Annotated in this window: 23 protein-coding genes; 21 read left to right on the top strand and 2 right to left on the bottom strand. The window is 65.9% G+C overall.

Annotated elements, in window-relative coordinates; all coding sequences use genetic code 11:
• The first annotated feature begins 187 nt into the window (after positions 1 to 187).
• Positions 188 to 559, top strand: coding sequence for a hypothetical protein (locus C811_RS09170; protein WP_016309281.1), 372 nt, complete (start codon positions 188 to 190; stop codon positions 557 to 559).
• Positions 546 to 938 (top strand): hypothetical protein, encoded by a 393-nt coding sequence (locus C811_RS09165; RefSeq protein WP_016309280.1) that lies wholly within the window; start codon positions 546 to 548, stop codon positions 936 to 938. The genes C811_RS09170 and C811_RS09165 overlap by 14 nt, the downstream gene beginning before the upstream one ends.
• A gap of 17 nt (positions 939 to 955) precedes the next feature.
• On the opposite strand, the gene C811_RS09160 is transcribed toward C811_RS09165, so the two are convergent.
• Positions 956 to 1,471, bottom strand: coding sequence for a DUF6125 family protein (locus C811_RS09160; protein WP_016309279.1), 516 nt, complete (start codon positions 1,469 to 1,471; stop codon positions 956 to 958).
• 112 nt (positions 1,472 to 1,583) lie between these two features.
• Here C811_RS09160 and glmU point away from each other — a divergent pair, with 112 nt between their 5' ends.
• The 6 genes from glmU to C811_RS09130 all read left to right on the top strand — a co-directional run bounded on the left by glmU (position 1,584) and on the right by C811_RS09130 (position 8,763).
• Positions 1,584 to 2,960, top strand: a complete 1,377-nt coding sequence (gene glmU, locus C811_RS09155; protein WP_016309278.1) for a bifunctional UDP-N-acetylglucosamine diphosphorylase/glucosamine-1-phosphate N-acetyltransferase GlmU — start codon at positions 1,584 to 1,586, stop codon at positions 2,958 to 2,960.
• 89 nt (positions 2,961 to 3,049) lie between these two features.
• Positions 3,050 to 4,015 carry a ribose-phosphate diphosphokinase gene (locus tag C811_RS09150; RefSeq protein WP_016309277.1) on the top strand — a complete coding sequence of 322 codons (966 nt, stop codon included), beginning with the start codon at positions 3,050 to 3,052 and terminating at the stop codon, positions 4,013 to 4,015.
• Positions 4,016 to 4,188: 173 nt separating this feature from the next.
• Positions 4,189 to 4,746: an aminoacyl-tRNA hydrolase gene (pth, locus tag C811_RS09145; RefSeq protein WP_016309276.1), complete on the top strand. Its 558-nt coding sequence runs from the start codon at positions 4,189 to 4,191 to the stop codon at positions 4,744 to 4,746.
• A 131-nt stretch (positions 4,747 to 4,877) separates the two neighbouring features.
• Positions 4,878 to 6,269, top strand: coding sequence for an MFS transporter (locus C811_RS09140; protein ID WP_016309275.1), 1,392 nt, complete (start codon positions 4,878 to 4,880; stop codon positions 6,267 to 6,269).
• A 44-nt stretch (positions 6,270 to 6,313) separates the two neighbouring features.
• A complete protein-coding gene (locus C811_RS09135; protein WP_016309274.1) occupies positions 6,314 to 8,146 on the top strand; it encodes an ABC-F family ATP-binding cassette domain-containing protein in 1,833 nt (610 codons plus the stop codon).
• Entirely contained in the window at positions 8,146 to 8,763 is a 618-nt protein-coding gene (locus tag C811_RS09130; protein ID WP_022926476.1) for an IMPACT family protein, read from the top strand. Before C811_RS09135 ends, C811_RS09130 begins: the two co-directional genes overlap by 1 nt.
• A gap of 133 nt (positions 8,764 to 8,896) precedes the next feature.
• Here C811_RS09130 and C811_RS17170 read toward each other — a convergent pair whose 3' ends face one another.
• The gene (locus C811_RS17170; protein ID WP_016309272.1) at positions 8,897 to 9,025 is read right to left on the bottom strand and encodes a hypothetical protein; all 129 of its coding nucleotides are present in this window, start codon (positions 9,023 to 9,025) and stop codon (positions 8,897 to 8,899) included.
• Positions 9,026 to 9,137: 112 nt separating this feature from the next.
• Between C811_RS17170 and C811_RS09125 the strand changes: the two genes are divergently transcribed.
• The 13 genes from C811_RS09125 to C811_RS09070 all read left to right on the top strand — a co-directional run bounded on the left by C811_RS09125 (position 9,138) and on the right by C811_RS09070 (position 25,846).
• Positions 9,138 to 9,563 carry a 6-pyruvoyl trahydropterin synthase family protein gene (locus C811_RS09125; RefSeq protein WP_016309271.1) on the top strand — a complete coding sequence of 142 codons (426 nt, stop codon included), beginning with the start codon at positions 9,138 to 9,140 and terminating at the stop codon, positions 9,561 to 9,563.
• Between the two features lie 4 nt (positions 9,564 to 9,567).
• Positions 9,568 to 10,353, top strand: coding sequence for a radical SAM protein (locus C811_RS09120; protein ID WP_016309270.1), 786 nt, complete (start codon positions 9,568 to 9,570; stop codon positions 10,351 to 10,353).
• Positions 10,353 to 11,066 (top strand): 7-cyano-7-deazaguanine synthase QueC, encoded by a 714-nt coding sequence (gene queC, locus C811_RS09115; protein ID WP_016309269.1) that lies wholly within the window; start codon positions 10,353 to 10,355, stop codon positions 11,064 to 11,066. Before C811_RS09120 ends, queC begins: the two co-directional genes overlap by 1 nt.
• Positions 11,067 to 11,069: 3 nt before the next feature.
• Positions 11,070 to 11,780 (top strand): preQ(1) synthase, encoded by a 711-nt coding sequence (gene queF / locus C811_RS0103245; RefSeq protein WP_016309268.1) that lies wholly within the window; start codon positions 11,070 to 11,072, stop codon positions 11,778 to 11,780.
• A 168-nt stretch (positions 11,781 to 11,948) separates the two neighbouring features.
• Complete coding sequence (locus C811_RS09110) at positions 11,949 to 12,923, top strand: 1-phosphofructokinase family hexose kinase (RefSeq protein WP_016309267.1); 975 nt, start codon at positions 11,949 to 11,951, stop codon at positions 12,921 to 12,923.
• Between the two features lie 18 nt (positions 12,924 to 12,941).
• A complete protein-coding gene (locus C811_RS09105) occupies positions 12,942 to 14,951 on the top strand; it encodes a PTS fructose transporter subunit IIABC (protein ID WP_016309266.1) in 2,010 nt (669 codons plus the stop codon).
• Positions 14,952 to 15,121: 170 nt separating this feature from the next.
• Entirely contained in the window at positions 15,122 to 15,385 is a 264-nt protein-coding gene (locus C811_RS09100; protein WP_016309265.1) for an HPr family phosphocarrier protein, read from the top strand.
• Positions 15,386 to 15,389: 4 nt separating this feature from the next.
• On the top strand, positions 15,390 to 17,099 hold the full coding sequence (gene ptsP / locus C811_RS09095; RefSeq protein ID WP_016309264.1) for a phosphoenolpyruvate--protein phosphotransferase: 1,710 nt from the start codon (positions 15,390 to 15,392) through the stop codon (positions 17,097 to 17,099).
• A gap of 240 nt (positions 17,100 to 17,339) precedes the next feature.
• Positions 17,340 to 20,678: a single-stranded-DNA-specific exonuclease RecJ gene (gene recJ / locus C811_RS09090; RefSeq protein ID WP_016309263.1), complete on the top strand. Its 3,339-nt coding sequence runs from the start codon at positions 17,340 to 17,342 to the stop codon at positions 20,676 to 20,678.
• Between the two features lie 79 nt (positions 20,679 to 20,757).
• Positions 20,758 to 23,127, top strand: a complete 2,370-nt coding sequence (locus C811_RS09085) for a RelA/SpoT family protein (RefSeq protein WP_051127492.1) — start codon at positions 20,758 to 20,760, stop codon at positions 23,125 to 23,127.
• A 161-nt stretch (positions 23,128 to 23,288) separates the two neighbouring features.
• Complete coding sequence (locus tag C811_RS09080; RefSeq protein ID WP_016309261.1) at positions 23,289 to 23,963, top strand: MBL fold metallo-hydrolase; 675 nt, start codon at positions 23,289 to 23,291, stop codon at positions 23,961 to 23,963.
• A 179-nt stretch (positions 23,964 to 24,142) separates the two neighbouring features.
• Positions 24,143 to 25,198 carry an inorganic phosphate transporter gene (locus C811_RS09075; protein WP_016309260.1) on the top strand — a complete coding sequence of 352 codons (1,056 nt, stop codon included), beginning with the start codon at positions 24,143 to 24,145 and terminating at the stop codon, positions 25,196 to 25,198.
• A gap of 18 nt (positions 25,199 to 25,216) precedes the next feature.
• A complete protein-coding gene (locus tag C811_RS09070) occupies positions 25,217 to 25,846 on the top strand; it encodes a DUF47 domain-containing protein (protein WP_016309259.1) in 630 nt (209 codons plus the stop codon).
• Positions 25,847 to 25,914 lie beyond the last annotated feature (68 nt).

Genomic DNA, 25,914 nt, shown 5'->3' with positions numbered 1-25,914 from the left:
GCGCGTGCGAGGTTGGTCGCTTTAACAGGAATGCCTCTGTCCGGCTGAGTAATATGAGAGCGATCGGCTCCATCCTGCGCTCTAATCTATTAGAGTTATTATGGGAAATGAATTCACAACAAAATGTGAATTCATTTCCCATTTGTAGTACAATGCAGAAAACACTCCTAGCGAGGAAGGTGGTTCCATGTCTCCTTTGGCTCAAGAGGAAAAAGCCCATCGGTTCTGCGGTATGGCGGCCGGCACGCAACGAGTGGGCATATCGGAGTTTGCGCGGGGAAAAGCGTGGCGTCATACGCTCGATGAGAGCGGCTGTGTGGAGGTGACCGATCGGGCTGGCACCATCGGGCTTTTGCTGACACCCGATTACGCTGACGATGTTTCCTCCTACATTTCCCAACTTGAGGCAGAGTTAGAGCAGGCCTATGTGCGTGCCCTCTTCGATATGCGTTGCGATTATTCCGAGCCTGCGGAAGGGACAGCCTTGGCGACGGCGGCGTTGGCCGAGTTCGACGCGCGCGAGAACAAGATCCGGGAGTTCCTCGATGGCGGTGAGTAGCGATCTGCTTCGGTCGGCTATTGCTCGGATATCTTCTTTACCTTCCATTCGAATGGCGCCCGAGGCTTTGGTGGAGGATGTGACGCTGCTGGCGAAAGTGTGGCCTAATGAAGATGATTTCGCTGTGGCCGTGGCCAGCTGCTGTCGCGCTCTCGAGCAGGTAGCGTCAGGCAAGGTGACGCCTGATGCGCTCGTTGGAAGTCTCGATGGATGGTGGTCACACCACTTTCAGTTGCGTCGAGCCCAGGGTGAAAAGGCGGTGCTCCGCGTGGTATTCCGTCCGCGCGAGGGTTATGTGGAGGTGAAGGGGTTCGGCCACCGCTTCAAACCCGCAGACATTTACCATCGCATAGTTCTGGGAAGCGAAATCAGACTCTAGGATAGCCTGCCGATTGGCTATTCCTCCATCCAGAACCGCCAGGCGCAGTTGCAGGTTTCGTCGGTGATGTCGGGGAAGCAGCTGGCGCACGCGCAGCAGATGCGGTCGTCCAGGGCGCGGGCGAATTCGCCGTATTCCAGGATGCCCACCGACTTGCACGGGTGGAACCCCATGCCCTTGCGCGCTCGGGCGTTCTGCACGCGGCAGTCGGTGATGCGGAACAGCAGCGCGCCGTCTTCTTCCCACGCGATTTCCCATTCGTTGGCCAGCGACGTGCAGCGCAAAGGGAGCGCCGCCGCTAGGCCTTCAAGCCCGCAGGCATCCGGCAGCCCCAGCAGCTTCTTCAGGCGCTGCGCCTCGCTCGGCACGAAGCGGCGCCAGGCGGCCCGGTCGTGTTCCATGGCCGTATCCATGCCCTGCTCGGTCTCAAGCGACTGGAACCACGTGCCGTCCAGGGCGATGGTGTCCTTCGCGGTAATCTCCAGCAGCTCCACCAACTGCTCGCGGGCCAGCTCGTCCAATCCCTTGGCCATGGGCGCGTCCTTTCTCCGTGGCTGTTTTCTCGATTATAAGGGCCTTGCGCTATACTGAGCCAATCGGAAATGAGCGCCGTGGGGCGCGCGAATGGCTATAGAAGGGCGTTGCATGGAAACTGCTGCGATTATCCTAGCGGCGGGGGCGGGTACCCGCATGAAGTCGAAGAAGCCGAAGGTGGTCCACGAGGTGCTGGGCCGGCCACTCGTGCGCTGGGTGGTGGAAGCTGCGAAGGCTGCTGGCGCCGACAAGGTGGTCTCGGTGGTGGGGCATCAGCGCGAGCAGGTGATTCCGCTGGTCGAAGGCGATACAGAAGTGGCGGTGCAGACCGCCCAGCGCGGCACGGCCGACGCGGTGCTGGCGGCCAAGGACGCGCTTGCCGGCTTCGACGGCGCCGTGGTGGTGCTCTCCGGCGATTCGCCGCTCATCCGCCCCGAGACCATCCGCGAGATGTGCGCCCTGCGCGAGGAGCACGATGCCGCCGTGGTGGTGCTCACCATGGAACTCGAGAATCCCTTCGGCTACGGCCGCATCGTGCGCGACGGGGCCGGCGAGGTGGCCCGCATCGTGGAGCAGAAGGACGCTTCTCCCGAAGAGGCCGCCATCACCGAGTGCAACTCGGGCTTCTACTGCTTCGACGCCGCCGCCCTCTTCGACGCGCTTGCCCAGGTGGACGCGAACAACGCCCAAGGCGAGTTCTACCTCACCGATGTGCTGGCCATCGCCCGCGAGGCGGGCCGGGCGGTGCTCGCCTACAAGACCGACGACGCCGAGCAGTGCCTGGGCGTGAACTCCCGCGGACAGCTGGCCGAGGCCACCCGCGTCATGCAGCGCCGCATTAACGAGGCCCATATGGCCGCCGGCGTCACCCTGTGGGACCCGGCCACGGCCTATATCGGCCCCGAGGTGGAAATCGCCCCCGATGTTGAGCTGCTTCCCAACGTCATCCTCATGGGTGCCACCTCCATCGGCGAGGATACCGTGGTGGGCCCGAACTGCCGCCTGACCGACACGCGCATCGGCGCGGGTTGCGTCATCGACGAGACGGTGGCTGTGGAGGCGCAAATCGACGACGGCGCCACCACCGGTCCGCGCGCCTACCTGCGCCCGGCCGCGCACCTGTGCGAGGGCGCCAAGGCCGGCACCCACGTGGAGATCAAGAAGTCCACCGTCGGCCGCGGCAGCAAGGTGCCGCATCTGTCCTATATCGGCGACACCACCATCGGCGAGGGCGTGAACATCGGCGCCGGTTCCATCACCTGCAACTATGACGGCGCGAACAAGCATGCCACCGTCATCGAGGACGGCGCCTTCATCGGCAGCGACACCATGATGGTGGCTCCCGTGACTATCGGCGCGGGCGCGCTCGTGGGCGCCGGCTCCACTATCACGAAGGATGTGGCCCCCGGCGCCCTCGCCCTCGGCCGCGCCAAGCAGTCCGAGATCGCCGGCTGGGTGGCGGCGCACCCCATCGAGAAGAAGAAATAGCGCAAAGGCCGCCGCGGCCCCTTCCGAGGGACCGCGGCCGTACTACAATATCCGTCAGCCGTTAATCTGTCTTAGAAGGGACGCATCCCATGACCGAGATGACCAAGCGCATGGCCCTGTTCTCCGGCTCGGTGAACCCCGAGCTTGCCGAGGAAATCGCGAAGAACCTGAACGTGAACCTCGGCAACATCAAGCACGAGAAGTTCGCCAACGGCGAGATCTACGCCCGCTACCAGGAGTCCATTCGCGGGGCCGACGTGTTTCTCATCCAGTCGGTGTGCGCGAGCGAGGGCTTCGATGTGAACGACGCGCTCATGGAATTGCTCATTATGGTTGACGCTGCCAAGCGCGCCAGCGCCCGCTCCATATCGGCGGTCATCGCCCACTACGGCTACGCCCGCCAGGATCGCAAGGCCGCCCCGCGCGAGCCCATCACGGCCAAGCTCGTGGCCGACCTGCTCACCGTGGCCGGCGTGAGCAACATCATCACGGTCGACCTGCATCAGGACGCTATCCAGGGCTTCTTCGACATTCCCGTGAACCACATGACGGCCATGCCCATCTTCGTGGACTACTTCCGCAACAAGGGGCTCGACCCCGAGCGGCTCTGCGTGGTATCCCCCGACGTGGGCCGCGCGAAGGCGGCGAAGAAGTTCTCCACGGCGCTGGACTGCGACATTGCCATCATGCACAAGGACCGTCCCAAGCACAACCAGGCCGAGATCACGGCGCTCATCGGCGACGTGACCGACAAGATCTGCATCCTGAACGACGACATGATCGATACCGGCGGCTCCCTTGTGGCCGCCGCCGCCACGTTGAAGGCCAAGGGCGCCGCCGAGGTGTACGCCTGCGCCACCCACGGCCTGTTCTCGGGCCCGGCCTACGAGCGCCTGGAGAACTCGTGCATCGAGGAAGTGGTGGTGACCAACGCCGTGCCCGTGCCGTTGGCGCGCCAGACCGGCAAGATCAAGGTGCTTTCCATCGCCCCGCTGTTCGCCCAGACCATCGGCGCGGTGTACGGCAACGGCTCTATCGGTAAGCTCTTCGAGTAACCCTTTTCAAGCTGTCCGGCCCGAGCTTCAGGCCAAGGGCGCCGTGCTCAGACAGTCCTCGCTCGGCGGAACAGTCCACGGGACTGTTCCGTTCGCTGCGGAACTCCGCGCGGACCCTCACCCCGAATCTCGGGCCTCCTCTTCCACGCAAGATCGACGAAATGAGCAGTAACGTGTACCTAATCGTTGGCCTGGGGAATCCGGGTGCGGAATATGAGCATACGCGGCACAATGCCGGGTTCGATACCGTGGACGCGCTGGCCGATGAGCTGGGCTGCCGCTACTGGAAGACCGAGGGCGGGGCGCTCACGGCCAAGGGGAAGTGGCGCGGGGAAGAGGTGGTGCTCGTCAAGCCCCAGAGCTACATGAACACCTCGGGCGGCCCGGTGAAGACGCTCATGAAGACCTACGGTGTGGCGCCTGACCACCTCATCGTCATCCACGACGAGCTGGATATCGATCCGGGCACCATTCGGGTGAAGTTCGGCGGGGGGCATGCCGGCCACAACGGCTTGCGCTCCATCGGCGACAAGCTGGGCACCCGCGACTGGTACCGGGTGCGCATCGGCATCGGGCGGCCGCCGGGGCGCAAGCCCGTGGTCGATTGGGTGCTCTCGCAGCCCCGCAAGGACGACGCCGAGGCTTTCGAGCACGCGGTGGCCGAGGGCGCTGCAGCCGTTACCTTCCTTATCGACAACGGTTTGGAGAAAACCCAGCAGCGCTTCAACTAGCTGAGGCGCTATAATGGCGGAAGGGCGCGCAGGTGCCCTTCCGTTCGTTTTGTAGCCACGTGCCTTTTCTGCCGGCGCCCGAGCGAAATCTCGAACGCTGCGAGAAAGTCGTCAGAGGTACGGAGGTTTTCATGCATCTTTCCGAGAAGGGGCATACCTATGCCCTGTTCGCCGTCGTTGTCATCACCTGCGCTTTGGGGTCTCTTACCCAGACGGTGATGAACTCCATGCTCACCGAGGTCTGCGCCGACTTCTCCATCGATGCGGCGGTGGGGCAGTGGGTCACTACCATCTACATGCTCGTCATGGGCATTACGGTGCCGGTGGTTGTGTTTCTGGCAAAGCGCTTCTCGCTCAAGCGCCTGGTGTTCATGGCGCTCGGCTTCTATCTGGCCGGCTCGGCAGTGGGGTTCTGTGCTCCCGCCTTCGGGGTGTTGCTTCTGGCCCGCGTGCTGCAGGCTGTTGCCACGGGTATCACGCTGCCGCTTGTGCAGACGGTGGCCATGACGCGCTTTCCGCGGGAGCGCACCGGCACGGCCATGGGCATCGGCGGTATTGCCATGGGATTCGCGCCCAACATCGGCCCGCTTATCGGCGGCGCTCTGGCGAACACCACCGGCTGGCGCAGCTTCTACATCATCCTCGTGGGGCTGCTGGCGGTGCTGTGGGCGGCTAACGCCCTGCTGGTGAAGAGCCATGGCGATCGTGAGTCCCAGGCGGTGTTCGACGGGCCGTCCTTCGTGCAGTCCACGCTGGGCTTCGGCGGTTTTCTGCTCGGTGCTTCCAATGCGGCCACGATGCCGCTCGCGTCGCCGGAGGTGTGGATGCCCGCGCTGCTCGGCCTCGCCTGCATCGTGGTGTTCGTGCGCCGCCAGCTTGTGATACCCAACCCGCTCATCTGCCTGGACATCTTCCGCTCGCGTCATTACCGCGCCGGCTTCGTGGCCCAGAACTGCCTGTTTGCCTCGTTTATGGGCATCACCCTCATCCTGCCGCTGTTCATCCAGGGCCCTTGCGGCATGACGGCTCTCGATGCGGGCATCGCCTTCATTCCCGCCACCGTCGTCGCGCTGTTCGTGAACCCGCTGGCCGGCGTGCTCGTGGACAAGGTGGGCGCGCGCATCGTGTGCATCACGTCGGCGGCCTTTCTCACAGTGGGCGCCGCCTCGTTCGTGTTCGTGGGCGCGGACACGCCGTTGTGGGTGCTCACCCTGCTGCAGGGGGTGCGCGCCGTGGGCGTGAGCGGGCTGGTGGGGCCGCTGAACTCCTACGGCCTGGCGGGCCTCAATCGCGGCATCGTCATGGATGGCAGCGCCTTTTTCGCCACGGTGCGCCAGGCGTGCGCCTCGTTCGGCACGGCGCTTATGATGCTCATCATCTCCGTGGTCGGGCTCGTCTTCGCCGCGACTGACCCGGCCGATGCCGGGGTCACCGCTGCTGCGCTGCCCTACAACCTCGCCTTCGCGCTTTCCACGCTGTTTGCGGCCGTCGTGCTCGTCACGGCCGTTTGGAAGATACGCTAGCGTATAATCTGTTTCTCCAATGGGACGAGCGAAAGGCGTTTTCCGTGGCATTTCTCCTCGGTTGCGAAAAGGTGCGGGTGGAATTCCCCACGAAGACGGTATTCACCGATCTGTCCCTCGGCGTAGACGAGGGGGCCCGTATCGGTATCGTGGGTAAGAACGGCGACGGGAAGTCCACGCTTCTGCGGGTGCTTGCCGGCGAGGTGGAAGTGGATGACGGTCGCGTTATCCGCACGCGCGGCGTGTCGGTGGGCGTGCTCGGCCAGACCGACGGCCTGCGCGATGAAGATACGGTCGAGCGGGCTGTGGTAGGGGACCGCCCCGAATACGAGTGGGCCGGCGATGCCCGCACGCGTTCCATCATCGCAGGCCTTCTGGACGATGTGGCCTGGGACGGGCTGGTAGGCACGCTCTCGGGCGGCCAGCGCCGCCGGGTGGATTTGGCGCGGCTGCTCATTGGCGACTGGGACGTGCTCATGCTGGACGAGCCTACCAACCACTTGGATGTGAAGGCCATCGCATGGCTCGCCGATCATCTGAAATCCCGTTGGCGGCCCGGTGCCGGCGCACTTTTGGTGGTGACCCACGACCGCTGGTTCCTCGACGAGGTGTGCGAGGCTATGTGGGAGGTGCACGGTCAGCGGGTCTGGCCCTTCGAGGGCGGCTTTTCCGCCTACATCATGCAGCGGGTGGAGCGCGACCGTTTGGCGGCCCTGGCCGAGCAGAAGCGGCAGAACGCCCTGCGTCGCGAGCTGGCGTGGCTCTCGCGCGGTGCGCGGGCTCGGGCCACCAAGCCCAAGTTCCACGTGGCCGCGGCCCAGGCGCTCATCGCCGACGTGCCGCCCCTGCGCGACGAGTTGGAACTCAAGCGCATGGCAATGGCGCGGCTCGGCAAGACCGTGGTGGAGCTGCAGGACGCCTCGCTTTCCTTCGGCGACCGGGTCATCTTGGACGATGTGGACTGGATCATCGGGCCCGGGGACCGCTACGGCATCGTGGGCGCCAACGGCATCGGCAAGACCACGCTTTTGCGCATCATCCAGGGCCTCCAGCCGCTCGATCGGGGGCGGGTGAAGATCGGTCAGACCGTGCGCTTTGCGGTGCTCTCCCAGCATCTGGACGAGCTGACGAAGCTCGGCGACGACCGGGTGCGCCAGGTGATCTCCCGCTACTCGCGTCGCACCATGCTCGACGGCAAGGAGATGACCCCGGGCCAGCTGCTCGAGCGCTTGGGCTTCACGAAGGACGATCAGAACGAGCCGGTGTGCGACCTGTCGGGTGGCCAGAAGCGGCGGCTCGCGCTCATGCTCATCCTGCTCGACGAGCCCAACGTGCTCATTTTGGACGAGCCCGGCAACGATTTGGACACCGACATGCTGGCCGCTGTGGAGAGCCTGCTGGACGGCTGGCCGGGCACGCTTTTGCTCGTCACCCACGACCGTTATCTCATGGAGCGCGTGACCGACCATCAGTTCGCCCTCATCGACGGCAAGGTGCGCCATCTGCCGGGTGGGGTGGACGAGTACCTGCGCCTGGCGGAAGAAGCCGAGCGGGAAGCGGCCGAGTCCGCCTCCGCGAAAGCGGCGGCGAAGGCGGGGGCGCTCGGGAAGGCGGCGTTCGGGAAGCCTGCGGGACGCACGGCCCCGGCGCTTTCCGGCGGCGAGCAGCGCGAGCTGCGCAAGCTCATGGCTTCCAACGAGAAGAAGATCGGCACCCTGAAGGGCAAGATCGAGAAGAAGCAGCTGGAGATGGCCGAGGCCGACCAGTCCGACTACCTCGTGCTCACCGCCATGCAGGAGGAGATCGCCGACTTCCAAGACCAGATAGAGGCCCTGGAGCTCGAATGGCTCGAAGCCGCCGAGAAGCTGGGGGAGTAGTGGCCGCGTATCAGACCATAGCCGAGGTTGCCGAGGCGGAGATCGTCGAGAAGAAAAGCCGCTTCATTGGGCGCATCGCGCCGGTGGCCGACGAGGAGGAGGCCCTTGCCTTTATCGCCGAGGTGAAGGCGGCCCACCGCATGGCGCGCCACAACGTGTATGCCTACGTGTTGCGCGGCGGCCGCATCCGCTACACCGACGACGGCGAGCCGGCCAAGACGGCGGGCATGCCCACGCTCGAGGCCATCCAGCACGCGGGCCTGGAAGACGTGGCCGTGGTGGTGACCCGCTACTTCGGCGGCATCCTGCTGGGCACGGGCGGGCTGGTGCGCGCCTACGGGCAGGCCACGAAGGCCGCCATCGACGCGGCGCGCATCGTGGTGGTGTCGCGCTGCGTGGACATCATCGTGGAGGTGCCCTACAGCCTGTACGAGCCCGCCTGCCGCCTGGCCGGGGACGCCGGCGCGCGGGTGCACGACACCGACTTCGCCGAGAACGTCCTCATCACCTTCCGCATGCTCGACGGCACCCAGGCCCCCTTCCTGGAGAAGCTCACCGAGCTTACCCGCGGCCAAAGCGAGATCATCGCCACCGACCCCTTCGACGCCGCGTTCTAGGCGGTTGCTGCATATGCTGCTGCGCATGCCCCGGCATCGGCGCAAGGGGCGTGACGAGGATGAGGGGAATGTGCTACAATGCTTCCTGCCTAAAGAAGGGCGCCCCAAGTGGAACGCCCTTCGACGAGGGTGCCTAGTCCTCGTCGTTGTGATTGGAGTTCCCGCCATTATTTGGCGGGTTCTCTTTTTGTAGCGCCAAAAGGGCTACAATGAAAGTGGCAGCCCCAATCACGACTTGGGCTAAGGCCAGCGCTTCGCTCATCTGCATCACCCCCTCTCGTAGCTAGCATGGTGTGGGGGTGTGCAGTGGGCTGAGTGCTCCCTGCGTGGGATAGTATATCATACAAATGTTCGTAGATTGGTGAGAATTCGTTATGTACGGATTGAAGACCGAGAGCAGCTTCGACGCCTCTCATTTCCTGACCGATTATCATGGCAAGTGCGAGAACCTGCACGGGCACCGCTGGCGCGTGGTGGCCTACCTGGAGGTGGAGCGCCTGCAGACCGAGGGCACCTGCAAGGACATGGTGGTGGACTTCGGCGACTTCAAGGCCGCCGTGCGCGCGCTGACCGACAAGCTCGACCACCACTTCATCATCGAGGAGGGCTCGCTTGCCCCCGACACCCTCGCCTGCCTGGAGCGCGAGGGTTTCGCGCTGTTCACCGTGCCCTTCCGCACCACGGCCGAGAACCTCGCGAAGTGGTTCTTTGACGAGCTGGCCGCCCAAGGGCTGCCGGTGTCGCAGGTGGACGTCTACGAGACGCCGAACAACTGCGCCTTCTATCGGAAGGACGTATAGGGCCATGGTTCCCGAGGAAGAGAACGACGGCCTGCTAGATGCCGAGCGCCACCAGGCCCGCCACACCATCGCGGCCCGGGCCCAGCTGTTTCCCGTGGCCGAGAAGTTCGTGAGCCTGAACGGGGAGGGGCTGGCCGCCGGGCGCCCCGCGGCCTTCATTCGGTTCGCCGGCTGCAACATGTGGTGCACCTACTGCGATACCCGCTGGGCGAACCACCCCCTCGTGGAGGTGGAGGGCTGGAGCGTGCCGCAGCTTTTGGCCTGGGTGGCCGAGACCGGCGTGTCCTGCGTGACGCTGACTGGCGGCGAGCCGCTTCTGCAGCCCTACCTGCCCGATCTGGTGCAGGCATTGCTCGCGGTAAGCGACCCGCGCCCGCTGCGCGTGGAGATCGAGACCAACGGCTCTCGCGACCTGGAGCCCATGGCCCATCTGCGCGAGGTGTGCGCTGAGGCGGGGCTGCCGGGCAGCCTGCATTTCACCGTGGATTGGAAGACGCCTACGGCCGGCGAGGCCGTGTCGGCTGCCATGCGGCGCGAGAACTACGAGCTGCTGGACGCACGCGACGCGGTGAAATTCGTCGTCGGCAGCGAAGAGGACCTGACCTTCATGGAGGCGCGGGCCGACGAGGCGGGGCTGTGGGACCGCTGCCAGGTGCTCGTGAGCCCGGTGTGGGGCGCCATCGAGCCGGCCGAGATCGCGGCCTGCCTCATCGAGCGCGGCCTCGATCGTGCTCGCTTGCAGCTGCAGCTGCACAAGATCATCTGGCCGAACGAGACGAAAGGCGTGTGATGACTGCTAACCGAAAGGCCCTCGTGCTGTGCTCGGGCGGCGTGGATTCCACGACGCTTCTGGCGCAGGCCGTGGTGAAGTACGGCGCGGAGAACGTGTACGCGCTCTCCATCAGCTACGGGCAGAAGCACGGACGCGAGATAGGGGCAGCCCGAGCTGTCGCTGCCCACTACGGTGTGCAGCAGCGCTTCCTGGACTTGGGCGCCATCTTCGCCGACAGCGCCTGCTCGCTTCTGGCCCACTCCGATGCGGCGGTGCCGGCGGGCACTTACGCCGAGCAGCAGGCCGAAGGCGGAGAAGGCGCGCCGGTGAGCACCTACGTGCCCTTCCGCAACGGGCTCTTCCTGTCCTCGGCGGCTTCCATGGCGCTTTCGCTCGGCTGCGAGGTGGTGCTCTACGGCGCCCATCACGACGATGTGGCCGGCAACGCCTACCCCGACTGCTCGATGGAGTTCGTGGGGGCCATGAACCGCGCCATCGTGGAGGGCACGGGCGGCGAGCTTACCCTGGAGGCGCCCTTCGTGGCCCTGGCCAAGGCCGACATTGTGCGCGAGGGGCTCGCGCTCGGCGTGCCCTATGAGCTTACCTGGTCGTGCTACGAAGGGGGCGAGGTGCCCTGCGGCGTGTGCGCCACCTGCCTCGACCGCGCCGCCGCCTTCGCGGCCAACGGCGTGGATGACCCGGCGCTGGCAACCGGCATTACGAGAGGATAGCCTATGAAACCGATGGAAATGGCCGAAGCGCTCTTCGGCGGCGAGGGCAATGCCGACGGTGTCGAGGAGATGGCACCCGAGGGCTCGGTGGACTCCTCTGCGTTGGCGGCCATCGCAGCGCACTTGAAGCGCTCCGCGGAGCCGGCGGAAGAGCCGGCGAAGAGCGGGGCGCAGGCTCCTTCCGCCCCCGAAGCTCCTTGCGCGGCTGGGACCTCTGGCCGCGATGAGGGGGAGACGCGCGCCGGCGGCGTGACGCATTTGGGCAGCCAGGGCACCCAGTACCCCACCGACTACGACCCCTCGGTGCTCGAGACCTTCGAGAACAAGCACCCGGGCAACGACTACTTCGTGAAGTTCAACTGCCCGGAGTTCACGAGCCTGTGTCCCATCACGGGCCAGCCCGACTTCGCCACCATCTACATTTCCTACGTGCCCGGCGAGCGCATGGTGGAGTCCAAGAGCCTGAAGCTGTACCTGTTCAGCTTCCGCAACCACGGCGACTTCCACGAGGACTGCATGAATATCATCATGAAGGACCTCATCAGCCTCATGGATCCGAAGTACATCGAGGTCTGGGGCAAGTTCACCCCGCGCGGCGGCATCTCCATCGACCCGTATTGCAACTACGGCCGTGCCGGCACGCCGTGGGAGAAGGTGGCCTGGGAGCGCTTAACCCAGCACGACATGTACCCCGAGAAGGTGGATAACCGCTAGGCGACTCCGCTCGATGGAGGGGGGTCGCCCGCGGTGGGGTGCGCCTTACCCGCGGCGGCATGCGGGCTTCTTGGCGGGGTGTGAAAAACTCGGCGCTTTTCCCGGGCAGGGTCGGACGACGGTGCTATACTGCGCCCTGGCAGACTAGGGTCGACCCAAAGGACCGCAATGTTTCTCACCGTCACGTGCAATCCGGCGCTCGATTGGATGATGCGCCTGCCCGCTTTCGCCGAGGGCGTCACGAACCGATCGGCGGCCGATGACCTGTCCTACGGCGGCAAGGGTGTGAACGTGGCCACCATGCTGCACCGCTTCGGCCAGGATGCGTGCGCCTCCGGGTTCATCGCCGGCACCACGGGCACGGCGCTCGTGGAAGGCGTGGAGGCCGCCGGTGTCCCCTGCGATTTCGTGCGCTTGGATGCGGGGCAGACCCGCATCAACGTGAAGATGAAGCGCCCCCGCGCCGACGGCTCGTTGGAAGAGACGGAAATCAACGGCTGCGGCCCGGCGGTGGACCCGGTCGCCATCGCGACGCTCCGTCGCCGCATCGAGCGGTTGGGCTCGGACGATTGCCTCGTGCTGTCGGGCTCCCTGGCGCCGGGCTGCCCGGCGGACCTCTACGCCGATCTGGCCGCGGCTGCCGCCGAGCACGGCGCGCGATGCGTGGTCGATACCACGGGTGCGGCCCTCACCGAGGCCCTCGCCGCGCGGCCCTTCCTCGTAAAGCCCAACAACCACGAGCTGGCTGAGCTGGCCGGCTGCGATGCCGCCGACGAGGTCGCTGTGGTAGCTGCCGCGCGCGACCTTGCCCGGGCCGGCGCCCGTTTCGTGCTCGTCAGCTGCGGTGCGGCCGGAGCGCTGCTGGTGGATGCGAAGGGGCTTATCGCCCGGGGCGCGGCCCCGGCGGGCGCCCTCGTGAACTCGGTGGGCGCGGGCGATTCCATGGTGGCGGGTTTTCTGGCGGGGCTCGCGGGAGCCTCCCTTCCCGGCTGCGAGTCGCTCTGCCCCGGCGCGGACGACGCCGTTTACGCCCTGCGCCTCGGCCTGGCGGCCGGCTCCGCCACGGCCTTCTCTCCCTCTTTGGCATCGGCGGGGCAGGTGTCCGACCTGCTTCCCGTCACTTTCGTGAAACCCTGCAACTGAAAGGAGTGCGGTTCGTCTATGAGAATTGTCGATTTGCTTCAACCCGGGGCCATAGCCATCGGCGGCGCGCCCGCCGACAAGGCCGGCGCCATCGCCCAGCTCGTGGAGCTGCATGATAGCGTCGGAAACCTCAACGACAAGGAGGCCTTCCGCGAGGCCATCATCGCCCGCGAGAACCAGGGCACCACGGCCGTGGGCGAGGGCATCGCCATCCCCCATGCGAAGACGGCGGCCACGAAGCGGGCGTCCCTGGCGGCCATGACGGCGCCTGCCGGGGTCGATTACGGCGCTCCGGACGGGGCTCCCTCCACGCTGCTGTTCATGATCGCCGCGCCCGACGACGGGGGAGATGTGCACCTGGAGGTGCTCTCGCGGCTCATGACCATCCTCATGGACCTCGACTTCCGTTCCCAGCTCATGGCAGCGGAAACCCCCGAGGCGTTCCTCGCCGCCATCGACGCGAAGGAGCGCGAGCGCTTCGCCGAGGCGGTGGAGGCCGAGGCCGAAGCCGATATGGAAGGCGACGTGGAAGGCACTGAGGCCCTCATCGACGCCGCCAAGGCCGCCTACGCTGAGGAGCACGGCAAGGCCGACGGCTTCCGTATCCTGGCGGTGACGGCGTGTCCCACGGGCATCGCCCACACCTACATGGCCGCCGAGGCGCTCACGAAGGCCGCCGAGGCGCGCGGCATCGCCCTGAAGGCCGAGACCAACGGCACCGGGGGCACCAAGAACCGCCTGACCCGCGAGGAAATCGCCGCCGCCGACGGCATCATCGTGGCCGCCGACAAGGAAGTGGAGATGGCCCGCTTCGACGGCAAGCCCGCGGTCATCGTGAAGGTGTCCGACGGCATCAACAAGCCCGACGAGCTCATCGACCGCATCCTGGCGGGCGACGCGCGCGTGTACCACCACGCCGGCGGCGCGAATGCCGCGGCTGCCGAGGACGAGGCGGGCGAGAGCGCCGGCCGCAAGATCTACAAGCACCTCATGGAGGGCGTCTCCCACATGCTGCCCTTCGTGGTGTCCGGCGGCCTGTTCATCGCGCTCGCCTTCCTCATCGATGGCATCGCCGGGGTGCCCCAGGACGGCAACTTCGGCACCGGCACGCCGATCTCGGCCTGGTTCAAGACCATCGGCGGCTTTGCCTTCAGCTTCATGGTGCCGATCCTCGCCGCCTACATCGCCCAGTCTATCGCCGACCGCCCCGGTTTGGTGGTGGGCTTCGTCGGCGGCTTCATGGCCACGCTCGGCTCCACCTTCGGGCTGCCCGGCGGCGACATTCCCTCGGGATTCCTCGGCGGCCTGCTCGCGGGCTTCGCGGGCGGTTATGCCATGCTCGGCATCGAGAAGCTGTGCGAGAAGATGCCCGACTCGCTGGCCGGCATCAAGCAGATCCTCATCTATCCTTTGGCGGGTCTGGGGGCCATCGCCGTCATCATGTGCGCGGTCGGCCCGTTCATGGGTATGATCAACACCGGCATGTCCAACGCGCTCACCTGGCTTTCCGATAACAACTTCGGCATTGTGCTCGGCATGATCCTTGCCGGCATGATGGCCATCGACATGGGCGGCCCCTTCAACAAGGCGGCCTACGTGTTCGGCACCGGCATGCTCGCCCTCGGCACCGACGCCAGCTTCCAGATCATGGCCTCGGTCATGATCGGCGGCATGGTGCCTCCCATCGCCATCGCGCTGTCCACCACCTTCTTCAAGGACCGCTGGACGGCTGATGAGCGCAAGAACGGCCCGGTGAACTACATCATGGGCCTGTCGTTCATCACCGAGGGTGCCATTCCCTATGCCGCTTCTGACCCGCTGCGGGTCATCCCCTCCTGCGTGGTGGGCTCGGCTGTGGCCGGCGGCCTGTCCTGGTTCTTCGGCTGCACGCTCATGGCGCCCCACGGCGGCATCTTCGTGGTGCCCGTCATCGGCGGTGCGCTCATGTACCTGGTGGCCCTTGCGGTCGGCTCGGTTGCGGGCATGTTCATGCTCGCGCTGCTGAAGAAGAAGCGCACTGAGGCCTAAGGCGGCGGCAAGAGCCTCCGGCGCGGGTCCCGGCGGGAGCGTTTCGGCGGGAGCGCTCCGGTGCACGTGCCCCGGCGGGAGCACCCGGCAGGAGCGCCCCGGTACAGGCATCCCGGCACGAGCGCTCGGCGACAGACAGAAGCATTCGACTTGACGACAAGGAGAGAACTATGGTTTCCCAGACGATCACCCTCACCAACGGCAGCGGCCTGCACATGCGCCCGGCCGGCGTTTTGGCCTCGGCCATGGCGCCCTTCGCGAGCGATGTCACCATCGTGGCCGCGGGCAAGGAAGTGAACGCGAAGAGCCTCATGGCCATCGTGGCCGCCGGCATCAAGTGCGGCACCGAGGTCGAGGTGCGCTGCGAGGGTGCCGACGAGCAGGCGGCGCTCGACGCGGCCATCCAGCTTATCGAGTCGGGCCTGGGGGAGTAGCCCCATGGCCGCGCTTGCGGGCGTTGCCGCCTCGCCGGGGCTGGGCATCGGCACGGTGATGGTCATCGCCGAGCCCTGCCTTGCCTACGAGGCAGTGGAGGTGACCGACGCCGAGGCGGAGAAGAGCCGGTTGCACGGCGCCATCGAGGCCTTCTCGGCGCTTACGCGCGAGAAGGCCGAGGTGGTGCGCGAACGCGTGGGCGATGCCGAGGCCGCCATCCTCGAGGGCCATGTGCTCATGATTTCCGACCCGTTCATGGTGGCCGAGATGGACAACCTCATTGACGGCGGCCAGTGCGCCGAGGCGGCCCTCGATACGGTATGCGAGACCTTCGCCGTCATGTTCGAGGCCGCCGACGACGACCTGACGCGCCAGCGGGCCGCCGATGTGCGCGACATCAAGAGCGGCGTGCTCTGCCAGCTGCTCGGCGTGCGCGAGGTGGACGTGTCCCGCGTGCCGCGGGGCACCGTGCTCGTCACCCACGATCTGGTGCCCTCCATGACCGCCGGCCTCGACCGCGACAACGTCGTGGGTATCGTGACGGAGACCGGCGGCATGACGAGCCACTCGGCCATCCTGGCCCGTGCCCTGGAGATTCCCGCCGTGCTGGCCGTGCCGGATGCGGTGCGGAAGCTGCCCGAGGGCGCCCAGGTCATTGTGGACGGCGGCGAGGGCACGGTAGCCGTGGCGCCCGACGAGGCCGAGCTTGCGGCGGCCCGCGTGCGCCAGGAGGCCCTGCGCCGCGAGAAGGAGGCTCTGCAGCGCTTCGTGGGGAAGAAGACCGTCACTGCCGACGGGTGCCAGGTGGAGCTGTTCGGCAACATCGGCTCGGTGGAGGACGCCCGGGCCGTGGTGGACAACGACGGCGAGGGCGTGGGCCTGTTCCGCACCGAGTTTCTGTTCATGGACGGCGGCGCGATGCCCACCGAGGAGGAGCAGTTCCGCGCTTACCAGCAGGCGGCCCTCATCATGAAGGGGCGCCCCGTCATCATCCGCACCCTGGACATCGGCGGCGACAAGGACATTCCCTACCTGGGCCTGGAGAAGGAGGACAACCCCTTCATGGGCTTCCGCGCCATCCGCTACTGCCTGGCCCGCGAGGACGTGTTCCGCACCCAGCTGCGGGCGCTTCTGCGGGCGAGCGCCTTCGGGGACGTGCGCATCATGGTGCCGCTCGTGACTGGCGTTGAGGAGCTGCGCCAGGTGCGCGCCCTCATCCGCCGCTATGCCGACGAGTTCTCCCGCGAGGGCGTCGCCTGCAACAAGGATGTGCCCGTGGGCGTGATGATCGAGACGCCGGCGGCGGCTCTCATGGCCGATGCGCTGGCGGCCGAGGCCGACTTCTTCAGCATCGGCACGAACGATCTGACCGGCTACACCATGGCGGTGGATCGCGGCAACGATCGGGTGCGCTACCTGTACTCCGCCTTCAACCCCGCGGTGCTCCGCTCCATCCGCTCGGTCATCGCCGCCGGCACGGCGGCGGGCATTCCCGTGGGCATGTGCGGCGAGGCGGCGGCCGATCCGCTGCTCATCCCGCTGTGGATCAGCTTCGGGCTCACGGAGTACAGCGTGGGGCCCGCGAGCATTCTGGCCACCCGCGCCGCCATCGCCGGGTGGAGACACGAGGAGGCCCGCGCCCTGGCCGAGGCTGTCATGGGTGCCGTGACTCCCGATGCGGTGTTCGATCTTCTGAAGGCGGCGGCTAGGTAGCACTGCCGTTTACGCCCCTCGAGGGCCGGGGGCCGTCTGTTGGGGCGGCCCCCGGTTGTTTTCCGGGTTGCAGGACGGCGGGGCGTGCTCTTCGGCGAGGAGGCGGCCCCGCCCCGCCTTCCGCCGCTTCGTGTTCTGTGGATTGTAACGAGCGCGCCCGCGGCGGTGACAGGCGGGGTGCTTTATGCGAAAATGGACGGCAAGACACAAGAGTTTGAGCATGTTAGGTAGCCTGTCACCATGACCGCCCAGTTCAGCATCAGGGAAGCCGACCCCGCCGTCGTGGCGCGTCTCCAGCACGACCTGGGGTTGCCCCGTTTCATCGCCGCCACGCTCGTTGGCCGTGGCATCACCACGGTACGCGCCGCCAAGCGCTTCCTCTCGCCGTCGCTCGACCGCGACTGGGCGAACCCCTACGACATTCCCGGCCTCGCCGACGTGGCCGACGGCCTTATCGCCGCCATCGAGGCGAAGAAGCGCATCGTCGTGTTCGGCGACTTCGATCTGGACGGCATCTCGGCCACCACAGTGCTCACCCGGGGCTTGCGGGCGCTGGGCGCCTGCGCCTTCCCGTTCATTCCGCGCCGCTTCGAGGAGGGCTACGGCATCACGGCGGCCGCCTTCGAGCGCGCTCGCGAGCTTTCCCCCGATGTGATCGTCACGGTGGACTGCGGCATCGCCTGCAAGCACGAGGTGGCCGAGATCGTGAAGACGGGCATCGAGGTGTACATCACCGACCACCACGAGGCGGCCGATCTGGTGCCCGAGGGCGTGTGCGTGGCCGATCCGAAGATGCACCCCGGTTGCCCGAGTGCCATCCTGGCCGGCGTGGGAGTGGCCCTAAAGCTCGTGCAGATGATGGGCTCGCGGCTGGGGTTCCCGCACCTGTGGCGCAGCTACACCGACTTCGCCACCTTGGGCACCGTGGCCGACCTCATGCCCATGCGCGACGAGAACCGGGCGCTCGTGGCCGACGGGCTTTCCCGTATGAACGAGAACCCCCGCCCCTGCATCGCGGCGCTTCTGGCCACCACGGGCCAGGCCGGCAAGCCCATGAGTGCCACGAATCTGTCGTTCTCGCTCATCCCGCGGCTGAACGCCGCCGGGCGCATGGGCAACGCCGATTTGGCGCTGGACCTGCTCATGTGCGACAACTACGGCGAGTGCTGCACCATGGCCGAGGCACTGGAAGACGTGAACAACCAGCGCCGCGCCATCGAGGCCGAGCTGTCGGATATCGCCCGCGCCCAGGCCAGCGAGATCTACCACGGCCAGCGGGCGCTCGTGGTGGCCGGCGAGGGCTGGCACGAGGGCGTGAAGGGCATCGTGGCCTCGCGGCTCGTGAATGCCTACGGGGTGCCCTCGCTCTTGTTCACGGTGGACGGGGAAGAGGCCCGCGGTAGCGGCCGGTCTGTGGGCGACGTGAACCTGTTCGAGGCCGTGGAGTCGCTCTCGCACCTCACCACCCGCTTCGGGGGTCATGGGGCGGCCGTGGGCGTGACCATCCCCACGAAGAACCTCAAAAAGTTCGCCGAGGGCTTGGACGCCTACATGCAGAAGCTTCCCGAGGCTGCCTTCCACCCGTTGACCACGGTGGATGCTGTGGTGGGCTTGGGCGAGCTGACTTTGGAGACGGTGGCCCTGGTGGATCGCCTGGCTCCCTTCGGTCAGGAAAACCCCCAGCCGGTCTATCTGGCCCGCAACGTCACGCTGGTGAACACGCGGGCGGTGGGCCAGACCAAGGATCACTTTGCCTGCACGCTCACCAACGGCCGCGCCTCGGTGGCGGGCATCATGTTCCACTGCCAGGCTATCGAGGCCCTGCTTGTGAACGATGCCGTGGTGGATGCCGCCTTCACGGTGCAGATCGACGAGTGGCGGGGGCGCCATTCGGTGAAGGCGATGCTGGAGGCCATTGCCCCGGCCCGCACCTGCTGCGCCCTGGAGGCCTGCCTCGATCCGGATGCGCTGGCCTTCTTCGCCGACAAGTTCGCCGAATCCGATGAGGTGCTGCTTGCCGCCGATGCGGCCGAGGAGGACGCGCCCGCAGATGGGCCCGACCTGGCCGAGCGCCGTCGGAGGTGGGAGGAGGTGGCCGCCCGCGACCCGAAGGGCCTCGAGGACGCTGTCATCGAGGCCATCATCGGGAAGGCCTCGCTGCATCCGGCTCAGCGCCAGATCTTGGACGCGCTCGCGGCCGACCGCTCCACCTTCGCCGTTATGGCCACGGGCCGGGGCAAGTCGCTGTGCTTCCAGGTGCACGCCGCTGTGCGGGCATTGGTGGCCCATGAGGCGAGCCTGTTCATCTACCCGCTGCGCGCGCTCATTGCCGACCAGGTATTCCACCTGCGCGCGAGCCTCGAGCGCTTCGGGGTGGCCAGCGCCGTTATCACCGGCGAGTCCACGCCCGAGGAGCGGGCCCGGGTGTACGCGGGGTTGGCCGACGGATCGATCGACATCGTGCTCACCACGCCGGAGTACCTCATGTTCCACACCGACGAGCTGGCCGCCTCCGGGCGCATCAAGTTCGTGGTGGTGGACGAGGCGCACCACATCGGCCAGGCCAAGGCCGGCCAGCGTGTGGCCTATACCCAGCTCGGCCATGCCATCGCGCGCATGGGGGCGCCTACGGTGCTCGCGGTGACGGCCACGGCCAACGACGACATCGCCGAGGACATCGATGCGGTGCTTCCCGTGCGCGAGTCGGTCATCGACGAGACGGCCCGCGACAACCTGTTCGTGGACGACCAGCGCAACATCCCGCATCGTGACGACTACCTGGCGAGTTTGGTGGCCGCTGGAGAGAAGACCGTCGTCTATGTGAACTCTCGCGAGCACTCGGTGGCGCTTGCGCGCCTGCTGCGCCGTCGCGTGCCCCAGCTTGCCTGCCTCATCGGCTTCTACAACGCAGGCCTGTCCCGCGCCGAGCGCAAGCGGGTGGAGGAGCTGTTCCGCAACGATGATCTGAAGGTGCTCGTTGCCACCTCGGCCTTCGGCGAGGGGGTGGATATCCCCAATATTCGACATGTGGTGCTGTACCATCTGCCCTTCAGCGATGTGGAGTTCAATCAGATGAGCGGCCGGGCCGGGCGCGACGGCAAGCCGGCGTGGGTGCATCTGCTCTACGGACGGGGAGATGCGGCCCTAAACGAGCGCATTCTGGCCGATGCCACGCCCGATCACGATGTGATGGCCCAGGTGTACCGCCGTCTGCGCCATCTGCAGCGGGAATGCCCCGACGACTATTTCCCCGTAGGCGATGCCGATCTGGCCGAGAAGGCCTCGGACTGCTTCTGCGCTGTGAGCCCCACCTCGGCGGCGTGCGGGCTGGCGGTATTCCGCGAGCTCGGGCTTATCGAGACGCGCACCGTGCATGAAGCGGGGCGCTCTGCCCTGTGGGTGCGCGTGCGCGAGGGTGCCGACCGCGTGGAGCTGACCGATTCGGTGCGCTACCGCGAGGGGATCGACGAGCGTACGGGCTTCGGCGGTTTTTGCAACTGGGCCCTGGGCTGCGACACCCAGGGGCTTACCATTCGGCTGAGCCACCCCATTGTGCCGAAGCGACCGCCGGGGCGATAGGGAATAGCGACGTTTCTGCGGCCCTTCCGGCCGCGTGAGAAGGAGAAGGGAGGCGCCGGTGAGCGCCGAGAAGGAAGATATGCCCTACCGCGGAGTGACGCCCGCGGCCGTGGCCGAGGGGTCGGCCACCAAGCAGACCGTGGACGCCCTCCTGGGCCGTCCCGACCCCACGGGCCAGTCGGCGGTTTCGGCGGCGAGCACGCCCGAGGACCGCTTTGCCGAGCTCGCGCGGCTGACGGGCGCCTACATGGACGCTGCGGAGGAGGCTATGCTCGCGCGCGCCTTCGAGTTCGCGCGCACGGCCCACGCGGGCCAGTGCCGCAAGTCCGGCGAGCCGTTCATCATCCATCCCATCGAGGTGGGCATCATCCTGGCCGATTTGCGCATGGACGCGGAAACCATCTGCGCGGCGCTGCTCCACGACACCGTGGAGGACACGAAGGTGACCGCCGAGGAGGTGGAGCACGCCTTCAACCCCCAGGTGCGCGCGCTCGTGGAGGGCGTCACCAAGATCACCCGCATCGAGGTGGAGAGCCTCACCGACGAGCAGGCGGCCACCATCCGCAAGATGTTCGTGGCCATGTCCAAGGACATCCGCGTCATCGTCATCAAGCTGGCCGACCGCCTGCACAACATGCGTACGCTCGCGGCCCTGCGGGAGGATCGGCGCATCTTCAAGTCCCGCGAGACCCTGGAGATCTACGCGCCCATCGCGCACCGCCTCGGCATCAACTCCATCAAGTGGGAGCTTGAGGACCTGTCGTTCTTCTACCTGGAACCCAATAAGTACAAGCAGGTCAGCCGCATGGTCACCGAGTCACGCGCCGAGCGCGAGAAGTACCTGGCCGATGTTATCGCGGTGCTCCACGACGAGATGGACAAGCTCGGCATCACCGCCCAGATCATGGGTCGGCCGAAGCATTTGTACTCCATCTACCAGAAGATGACGAAGAAGGGCAAGGGCTTCTCGGAGATCTACGACCTCATCGCCGTGCGCATCATCACGAGTTCGGTGAAGGACTGCTACTCGGCCCTCGGCGCCGTGCACACCATTTGGCACCCTATGCCGGGCCGCTTCAAAGACTACATCGCCATGCCGAAGTTCAACATGTACCAGTCGCTGCACACGACGGTCATGGGCCCGACGGGCCGGCCCTTGGAGGTGCAGATCCGCACCGAGGAGATGCACCGCAACTCCGAATACGGCGTGGCGGCCCACTGGCGCTACAAGGAGACGGGCGGCTCGCGCCCGGGTGCTGCCGACAATCTGGACGCCCAGCTCGCCTGGCTGCGCCAGATGGTGGACTGGCAGGACGAGACCGAGGACTCCCGCGAATTCCTCAAGTCGTTGAAGATGGACCTCGACAACACCGAGGTGTTCGTGTTCACGCCCCAGGGCGAGGTCATCTCCCTGCGGGCCGGCTCCACCCCCATTGATTTTGCCTACGCCATCCACACCGAGGTGGGCAACCACTGCGTGGGCGCGAAGGTGAACGGCTCCATCGTGCCCTTGTCCTACAAGCTGCAGGTGGGCGACCGCGTGGAGATCCTCACCCAGAAGAGCGCCGGGCCCTCCCGCGACTGGCTGAACCTGGTGAAGACCCCCAGCGCACGCTCGAAGATCCGGTCGTACTTCTCGAAGGTAACGCGCTCCGACGACTTGCAGATGGGCCGCGATATGCTTGCCCGCGAGATGCGCAAGCACGGCCTGGGCATCTCCAACGCGCAGTCGCTGCGAGCGCTGAAGCTGGTGGCGGAGGCCATGGGCTTCAAGGATCCCGACGATATGTTCGTGCAGGTGGGAGCGGGGAAGGAGCGGGCCCAGCATGTAAGCAACCGCCTGCTGAAGATTCTCGTGGACAAGGGAAACGAGGAAGCCGGCAAGCCCAACGTGGGATCTTCGGCGTCCTCCACGGGCATCATGCCCCCTATGCTCACGAGCGTGAAGCGTCCCAAGAAGCACGAGACCCATACGTCCCAGGGTATCGTGGTGAAGGGCGTCGATGACGTGCTCGTGCGCCTGTCGCGCTGCTGCAACCCGGTGCCGGGCGACGAGATCTTAGGGTTCGTGACCCGCGGGCGCGGCGTGTCGGTGCACCGGGCCGACTGCCCCAATGCGCTCGATCTGAAGCGGCACCCCGAGCGTATCATCGAGGTGGAATGGGAGGGTACGCCCTCGGCGGCGGCCACCTACCAGGTGGAAATCTATGTGGAGGCCCTCGACCGCATGAGCCTGCTTCTGGACGTGACCCGGGTCATCTCCGAGATGGGGGCCAACGTGCTGTCGTGCAACACCACTACCCACCGCGACGGCATGGTGGAGATGCGCTTTTTGTTCCAGGTGAGCGATCTGCCGGTTATCGAGAGGATGACAAAGCGCCTCACCGAGGTGGACGGCGTCTTCGATGCCCATAGAATGATGCCCCAAGGAGCATCCAAGAAGAGTTGAGTGTAGAGGAGACGGCGGGTGTTTCGACCGAGCGAGTTCCGCAGCGACTGAAACAGGACTGAATGTCCTGTTTCACAAAGCGAGGACTGTTTGAGCGAATCGGAATACCCGGCGGCTCCGACCCCGATGAGTCACGGATAATGGTAGCGAAAGGCTGAACGATGGCAATGGATCTGTATGAGGTAAGCGGGCTTTGCGTCGATGTGAAGTACCTGGTCATGGGCGTGCTCGCCAACAACGTGTACATCATCTCCGACGGCGAGGGCACTATGGTGGTCGACCCGAGCTGCTCGGCTGACAAGATTATGGCCGCCCTCGACGGGGCGCGGGTGGACGCCATCGTGCTCACCCATGGGCACTTCGACCACACCGGCGCCGCCGCCGAGCTGCGCGAGGCCACGGGCGCCCCGGTCATTGCGAGCGCGGCCGACGCGCCCCAGATCGAGCGCCCCTCCGACGCCGACTTGTCCACCCGCGGGGTGCCCTGCCCGGTGGATCGCACCGTGGCCCAGGGCGACATCGTGGAGGTGGGTTCCATGAAGTGGAAGGTCATCGAGACCCCGGGGCACACCCCCGGCTCCCTCTGCCTGTTCGATATCCCGCAGTTCGGCAACCACCCCGAGGGGCTGCCGGTGCTTATCTCCGGCGACACCCTGTTCGCCGGCACCATCGGCCGCACCGACTTCGAGGGCGGATCGATGGCCGATATGCGCGCGTCGCTCAAGAAGCTCGCGGCGCTGCCCGACGACACGGCAGTTCTTCCCGGCCATAACAGCCTCACCACCATCGGCGCCGAGCGCCGTCGCGTCTTCGCCCTCTACGGCGACCCGGAGTAGAGCGGCGGAGTTGTTTTCGGGGCGCGCGGTCGGCATCGTCTGGCCGGATGGGGCATCTTCGACGAACTTTTCCAGGATGATGAAAAAATATGGCGATCTGTCTTGCCGACAGGCTGTCATAGGTTAGACTTAATACGGTGCGCATTTTCGGCCCTTGACCGTCCGTTGGAAGGAACTCCGTGACCATCGAGTGGACTTTTTTCCTCTCCGAGTTGATGCAGAACCCTATTTTGATGGTGGTAACGCTGCTCAATATCGGCGTTATCGTCGTGAATGGCGCCACCGATGCCCCTAATGCCATTGCCACGGCGGTTTCAACCCGTGCCATGAAGCCGCGTCACGCCATCATCATGGCGGCCGTCTTCAACTTCCTCGGGCTTCTGCTCGTGTCCCTCGTGTCCACGGCCGTAGCCCACACCATCTTCTCCATGGTGGACTTCGGCGGCGACTCCCATCAGGCGCTGACGGCTCTTATGGCGGCCATGGTGGCCATTATCGTGTGGGGGGCGGCGGCTTGGTGGTTCGGCATCCCCACCTCCCAATCCCACTCGCTCATCGCCGGCCTTACCGGCGCGGCCATCGCCGTGCAGGGCAGCTTGGATGCTATCAACGGGGCGGAATGGATGAAAGTGATTTACGGCATCTTGCTGTCCACTCTGCTCGGTTTCGGCCTCGGCTGGATCAACTACAAGATTATCGGACGGCTGTTCCGCAATGCCGACCGGGTTCGGGCCAACCGCTTCTTCAAGTGGGCCCAGGTGGGCTCGGGGGCCGCGGTGGCCTTCATGCACGGGGCCCAGGACGGTCAGAAGTTCATGTCCATCTTCATGCTGGCTATCATGATGACTGCCGGCATGGGTATGGACCTCTCCGGCGTGGCCATGCCCATGTGGCTCATGATCTTCTGCGCGTTCAACATGGGCTTCGGTACTGCCGTGGGCGGCGAGCGCATCATCAAGTCCGTTGGCATGGATATGGTGAAGCTTGAGGCCTTCCAGGGCTTTGCCGCGTCCCTGTCCACGTTCGTGAGCCTTTTCTTGGCCACCTTCGGCGGCCTTCCCGTTTCGACCACCCACACCAACACCACGGCCATCATGGGCGTGGGAGCGGCCAAGAGCCCCAAGAGCGTGAAGTGGTCCATTGCCATCGACATGGTGAAGACGTGGGTGCTCACCTTCCCCGGCTGCGGCATCCTCGGCTACATCTGCGCGAAGTTGTTTCTTATGATCCTGTAACGCGAAAAGGAGAACACAGTGGGTAAGAAGCACAAGTACGATTATTTCAGCGCCTACGAGGAGCTGTCCGATCTGGCCGTCCAGGAGGCCGGCGTGCTCATCCGCGCCATGGACGAGTTCACCGATGCCGCGGCCCTGCGCCCCATGTTGGAGGAGGCCCACGAGCTGGAGCACGGTGGCGACACCATCAACCACGATATCTACAAGCAGGTGGCCGGCGATTTCATGCCGCCGTTCGATCGCGAGGACATCGTGGCTTTGGCCCAGGCCCTCGACAACATCCTCGACGAGATGGAGGATGTGCTCCAGTACCTGTACATGTACGACGTGCACCAGATCCCCGACGATGCCAAGCGCTTCGCCACGCTCATCCGCAGGTCCTGCAAGGCGGTGCACGTGGCCATGGAGGACTTCCGCAACTTCAAGCGCTCCAAGAGCTTCAAGCAGCTGGTCATCGAGGTGAGCAACTACGAGGACGAGGCCGACACGCTGTACGTGGAAGTTATCCGCAACCTGCACGTGAACCATGCCGACGAGCCGGTGCACGTGCTGAAATGGTCGCGCCTCTACGATCATATGGAAAGCTGCTGCGATGCCTGCGAGCACACGGCCGATCTCATGAGCACCATCCTGCTGAAGAACATGTAGCGCTTCGGGCGCCTCATCCTTGTAGGGGCGCTGCACAAGAATGCGTTGCAAAGGCGAGGGTCCCGGCA

Origin of the sequence: Adlercreutzia caecimuris B7 (genome assembly GCF_000403355.2) — a bacterium.
Taxonomy (GTDB): domain Bacteria; phylum Actinomycetota; class Coriobacteriia; order Coriobacteriales; family Eggerthellaceae; genus Adlercreutzia; species Adlercreutzia caecimuris.
The sequence above is the reverse complement of the archived record's forward strand: the minus strand, read 5'-3'. Positions and strand labels throughout refer to the sequence as shown.

What these genes read in the sequence shown, in the direction of transcription:
- C811_RS09125 (WP_016309271.1), top strand. Translation starts at nt 9,138, where the DNA reads ATGTACGGATTGAAGACCGAGAGCAGCTTCGACGCCTCTCATTTCCTG.
- glmU (WP_016309278.1), top strand. Translation starts at nt 1,584, where the DNA reads ATGGAAACTGCTGCGATTATCCTAGCGGCGGGGGCGGGTACCCGCATG.
- C811_RS09080 (WP_016309261.1), top strand. Translation starts at nt 23,289, where the DNA reads ATGGCAATGGATCTGTATGAGGTAAGCGGGCTTTGCGTCGATGTGAAG.
- C811_RS09110 (WP_016309267.1), top strand. Translation starts at nt 11,949, where the DNA reads ATGTTTCTCACCGTCACGTGCAATCCGGCGCTCGATTGGATGATGCGC.
- C811_RS09170 (WP_016309281.1), top strand. Translation starts at nt 188, where the DNA reads ATGTCTCCTTTGGCTCAAGAGGAAAAAGCCCATCGGTTCTGCGGTATG.
- recJ (WP_016309263.1), top strand. Translation starts at nt 17,340, where the DNA reads ATGACCGCCCAGTTCAGCATCAGGGAAGCCGACCCCGCCGTCGTGGCG.
- queC (WP_016309269.1), top strand. Translation starts at nt 10,353, where the DNA reads ATGACTGCTAACCGAAAGGCCCTCGTGCTGTGCTCGGGCGGCGTGGAT.
- C811_RS17170 (WP_016309272.1), bottom strand. Translation starts at nt 9,025, where the DNA reads ATGAGCGAAGCGCTGGCCTTAGCCCAAGTCGTGATTGGGGCTGCCACT.
- C811_RS09100 (WP_016309265.1), top strand. Translation starts at nt 15,122, where the DNA reads ATGGTTTCCCAGACGATCACCCTCACCAACGGCAGCGGCCTGCACATG.
- C811_RS09105 (WP_016309266.1), top strand. Translation starts at nt 12,942, where the DNA reads ATGAGAATTGTCGATTTGCTTCAACCCGGGGCCATAGCCATCGGCGGC.
- ptsP (WP_016309264.1), top strand. Translation starts at nt 15,390, where the DNA reads ATGGCCGCGCTTGCGGGCGTTGCCGCCTCGCCGGGGCTGGGCATCGGC.
- C811_RS09085 (WP_051127492.1), top strand. Translation starts at nt 20,758, where the DNA reads ATGCCCTACCGCGGAGTGACGCCCGCGGCCGTGGCCGAGGGGTCGGCC.
- C811_RS09165 (WP_016309280.1), top strand. Translation starts at nt 546, where the DNA reads ATGGCGGTGAGTAGCGATCTGCTTCGGTCGGCTATTGCTCGGATATCT.
- C811_RS09160 (WP_016309279.1), bottom strand. Translation starts at nt 1,471, where the DNA reads ATGGCCAAGGGATTGGACGAGCTGGCCCGCGAGCAGTTGGTGGAGCTG.
- C811_RS09150 (WP_016309277.1), top strand. Translation starts at nt 3,050, where the DNA reads ATGACCGAGATGACCAAGCGCATGGCCCTGTTCTCCGGCTCGGTGAAC.
- C811_RS09140 (WP_016309275.1), top strand. Translation starts at nt 4,878, where the DNA reads ATGCATCTTTCCGAGAAGGGGCATACCTATGCCCTGTTCGCCGTCGTT.
- queF (WP_016309268.1), top strand. Translation starts at nt 11,070, where the DNA reads ATGAAACCGATGGAAATGGCCGAAGCGCTCTTCGGCGGCGAGGGCAAT.
- C811_RS09120 (WP_016309270.1), top strand. Translation starts at nt 9,568, where the DNA reads ATGGTTCCCGAGGAAGAGAACGACGGCCTGCTAGATGCCGAGCGCCAC.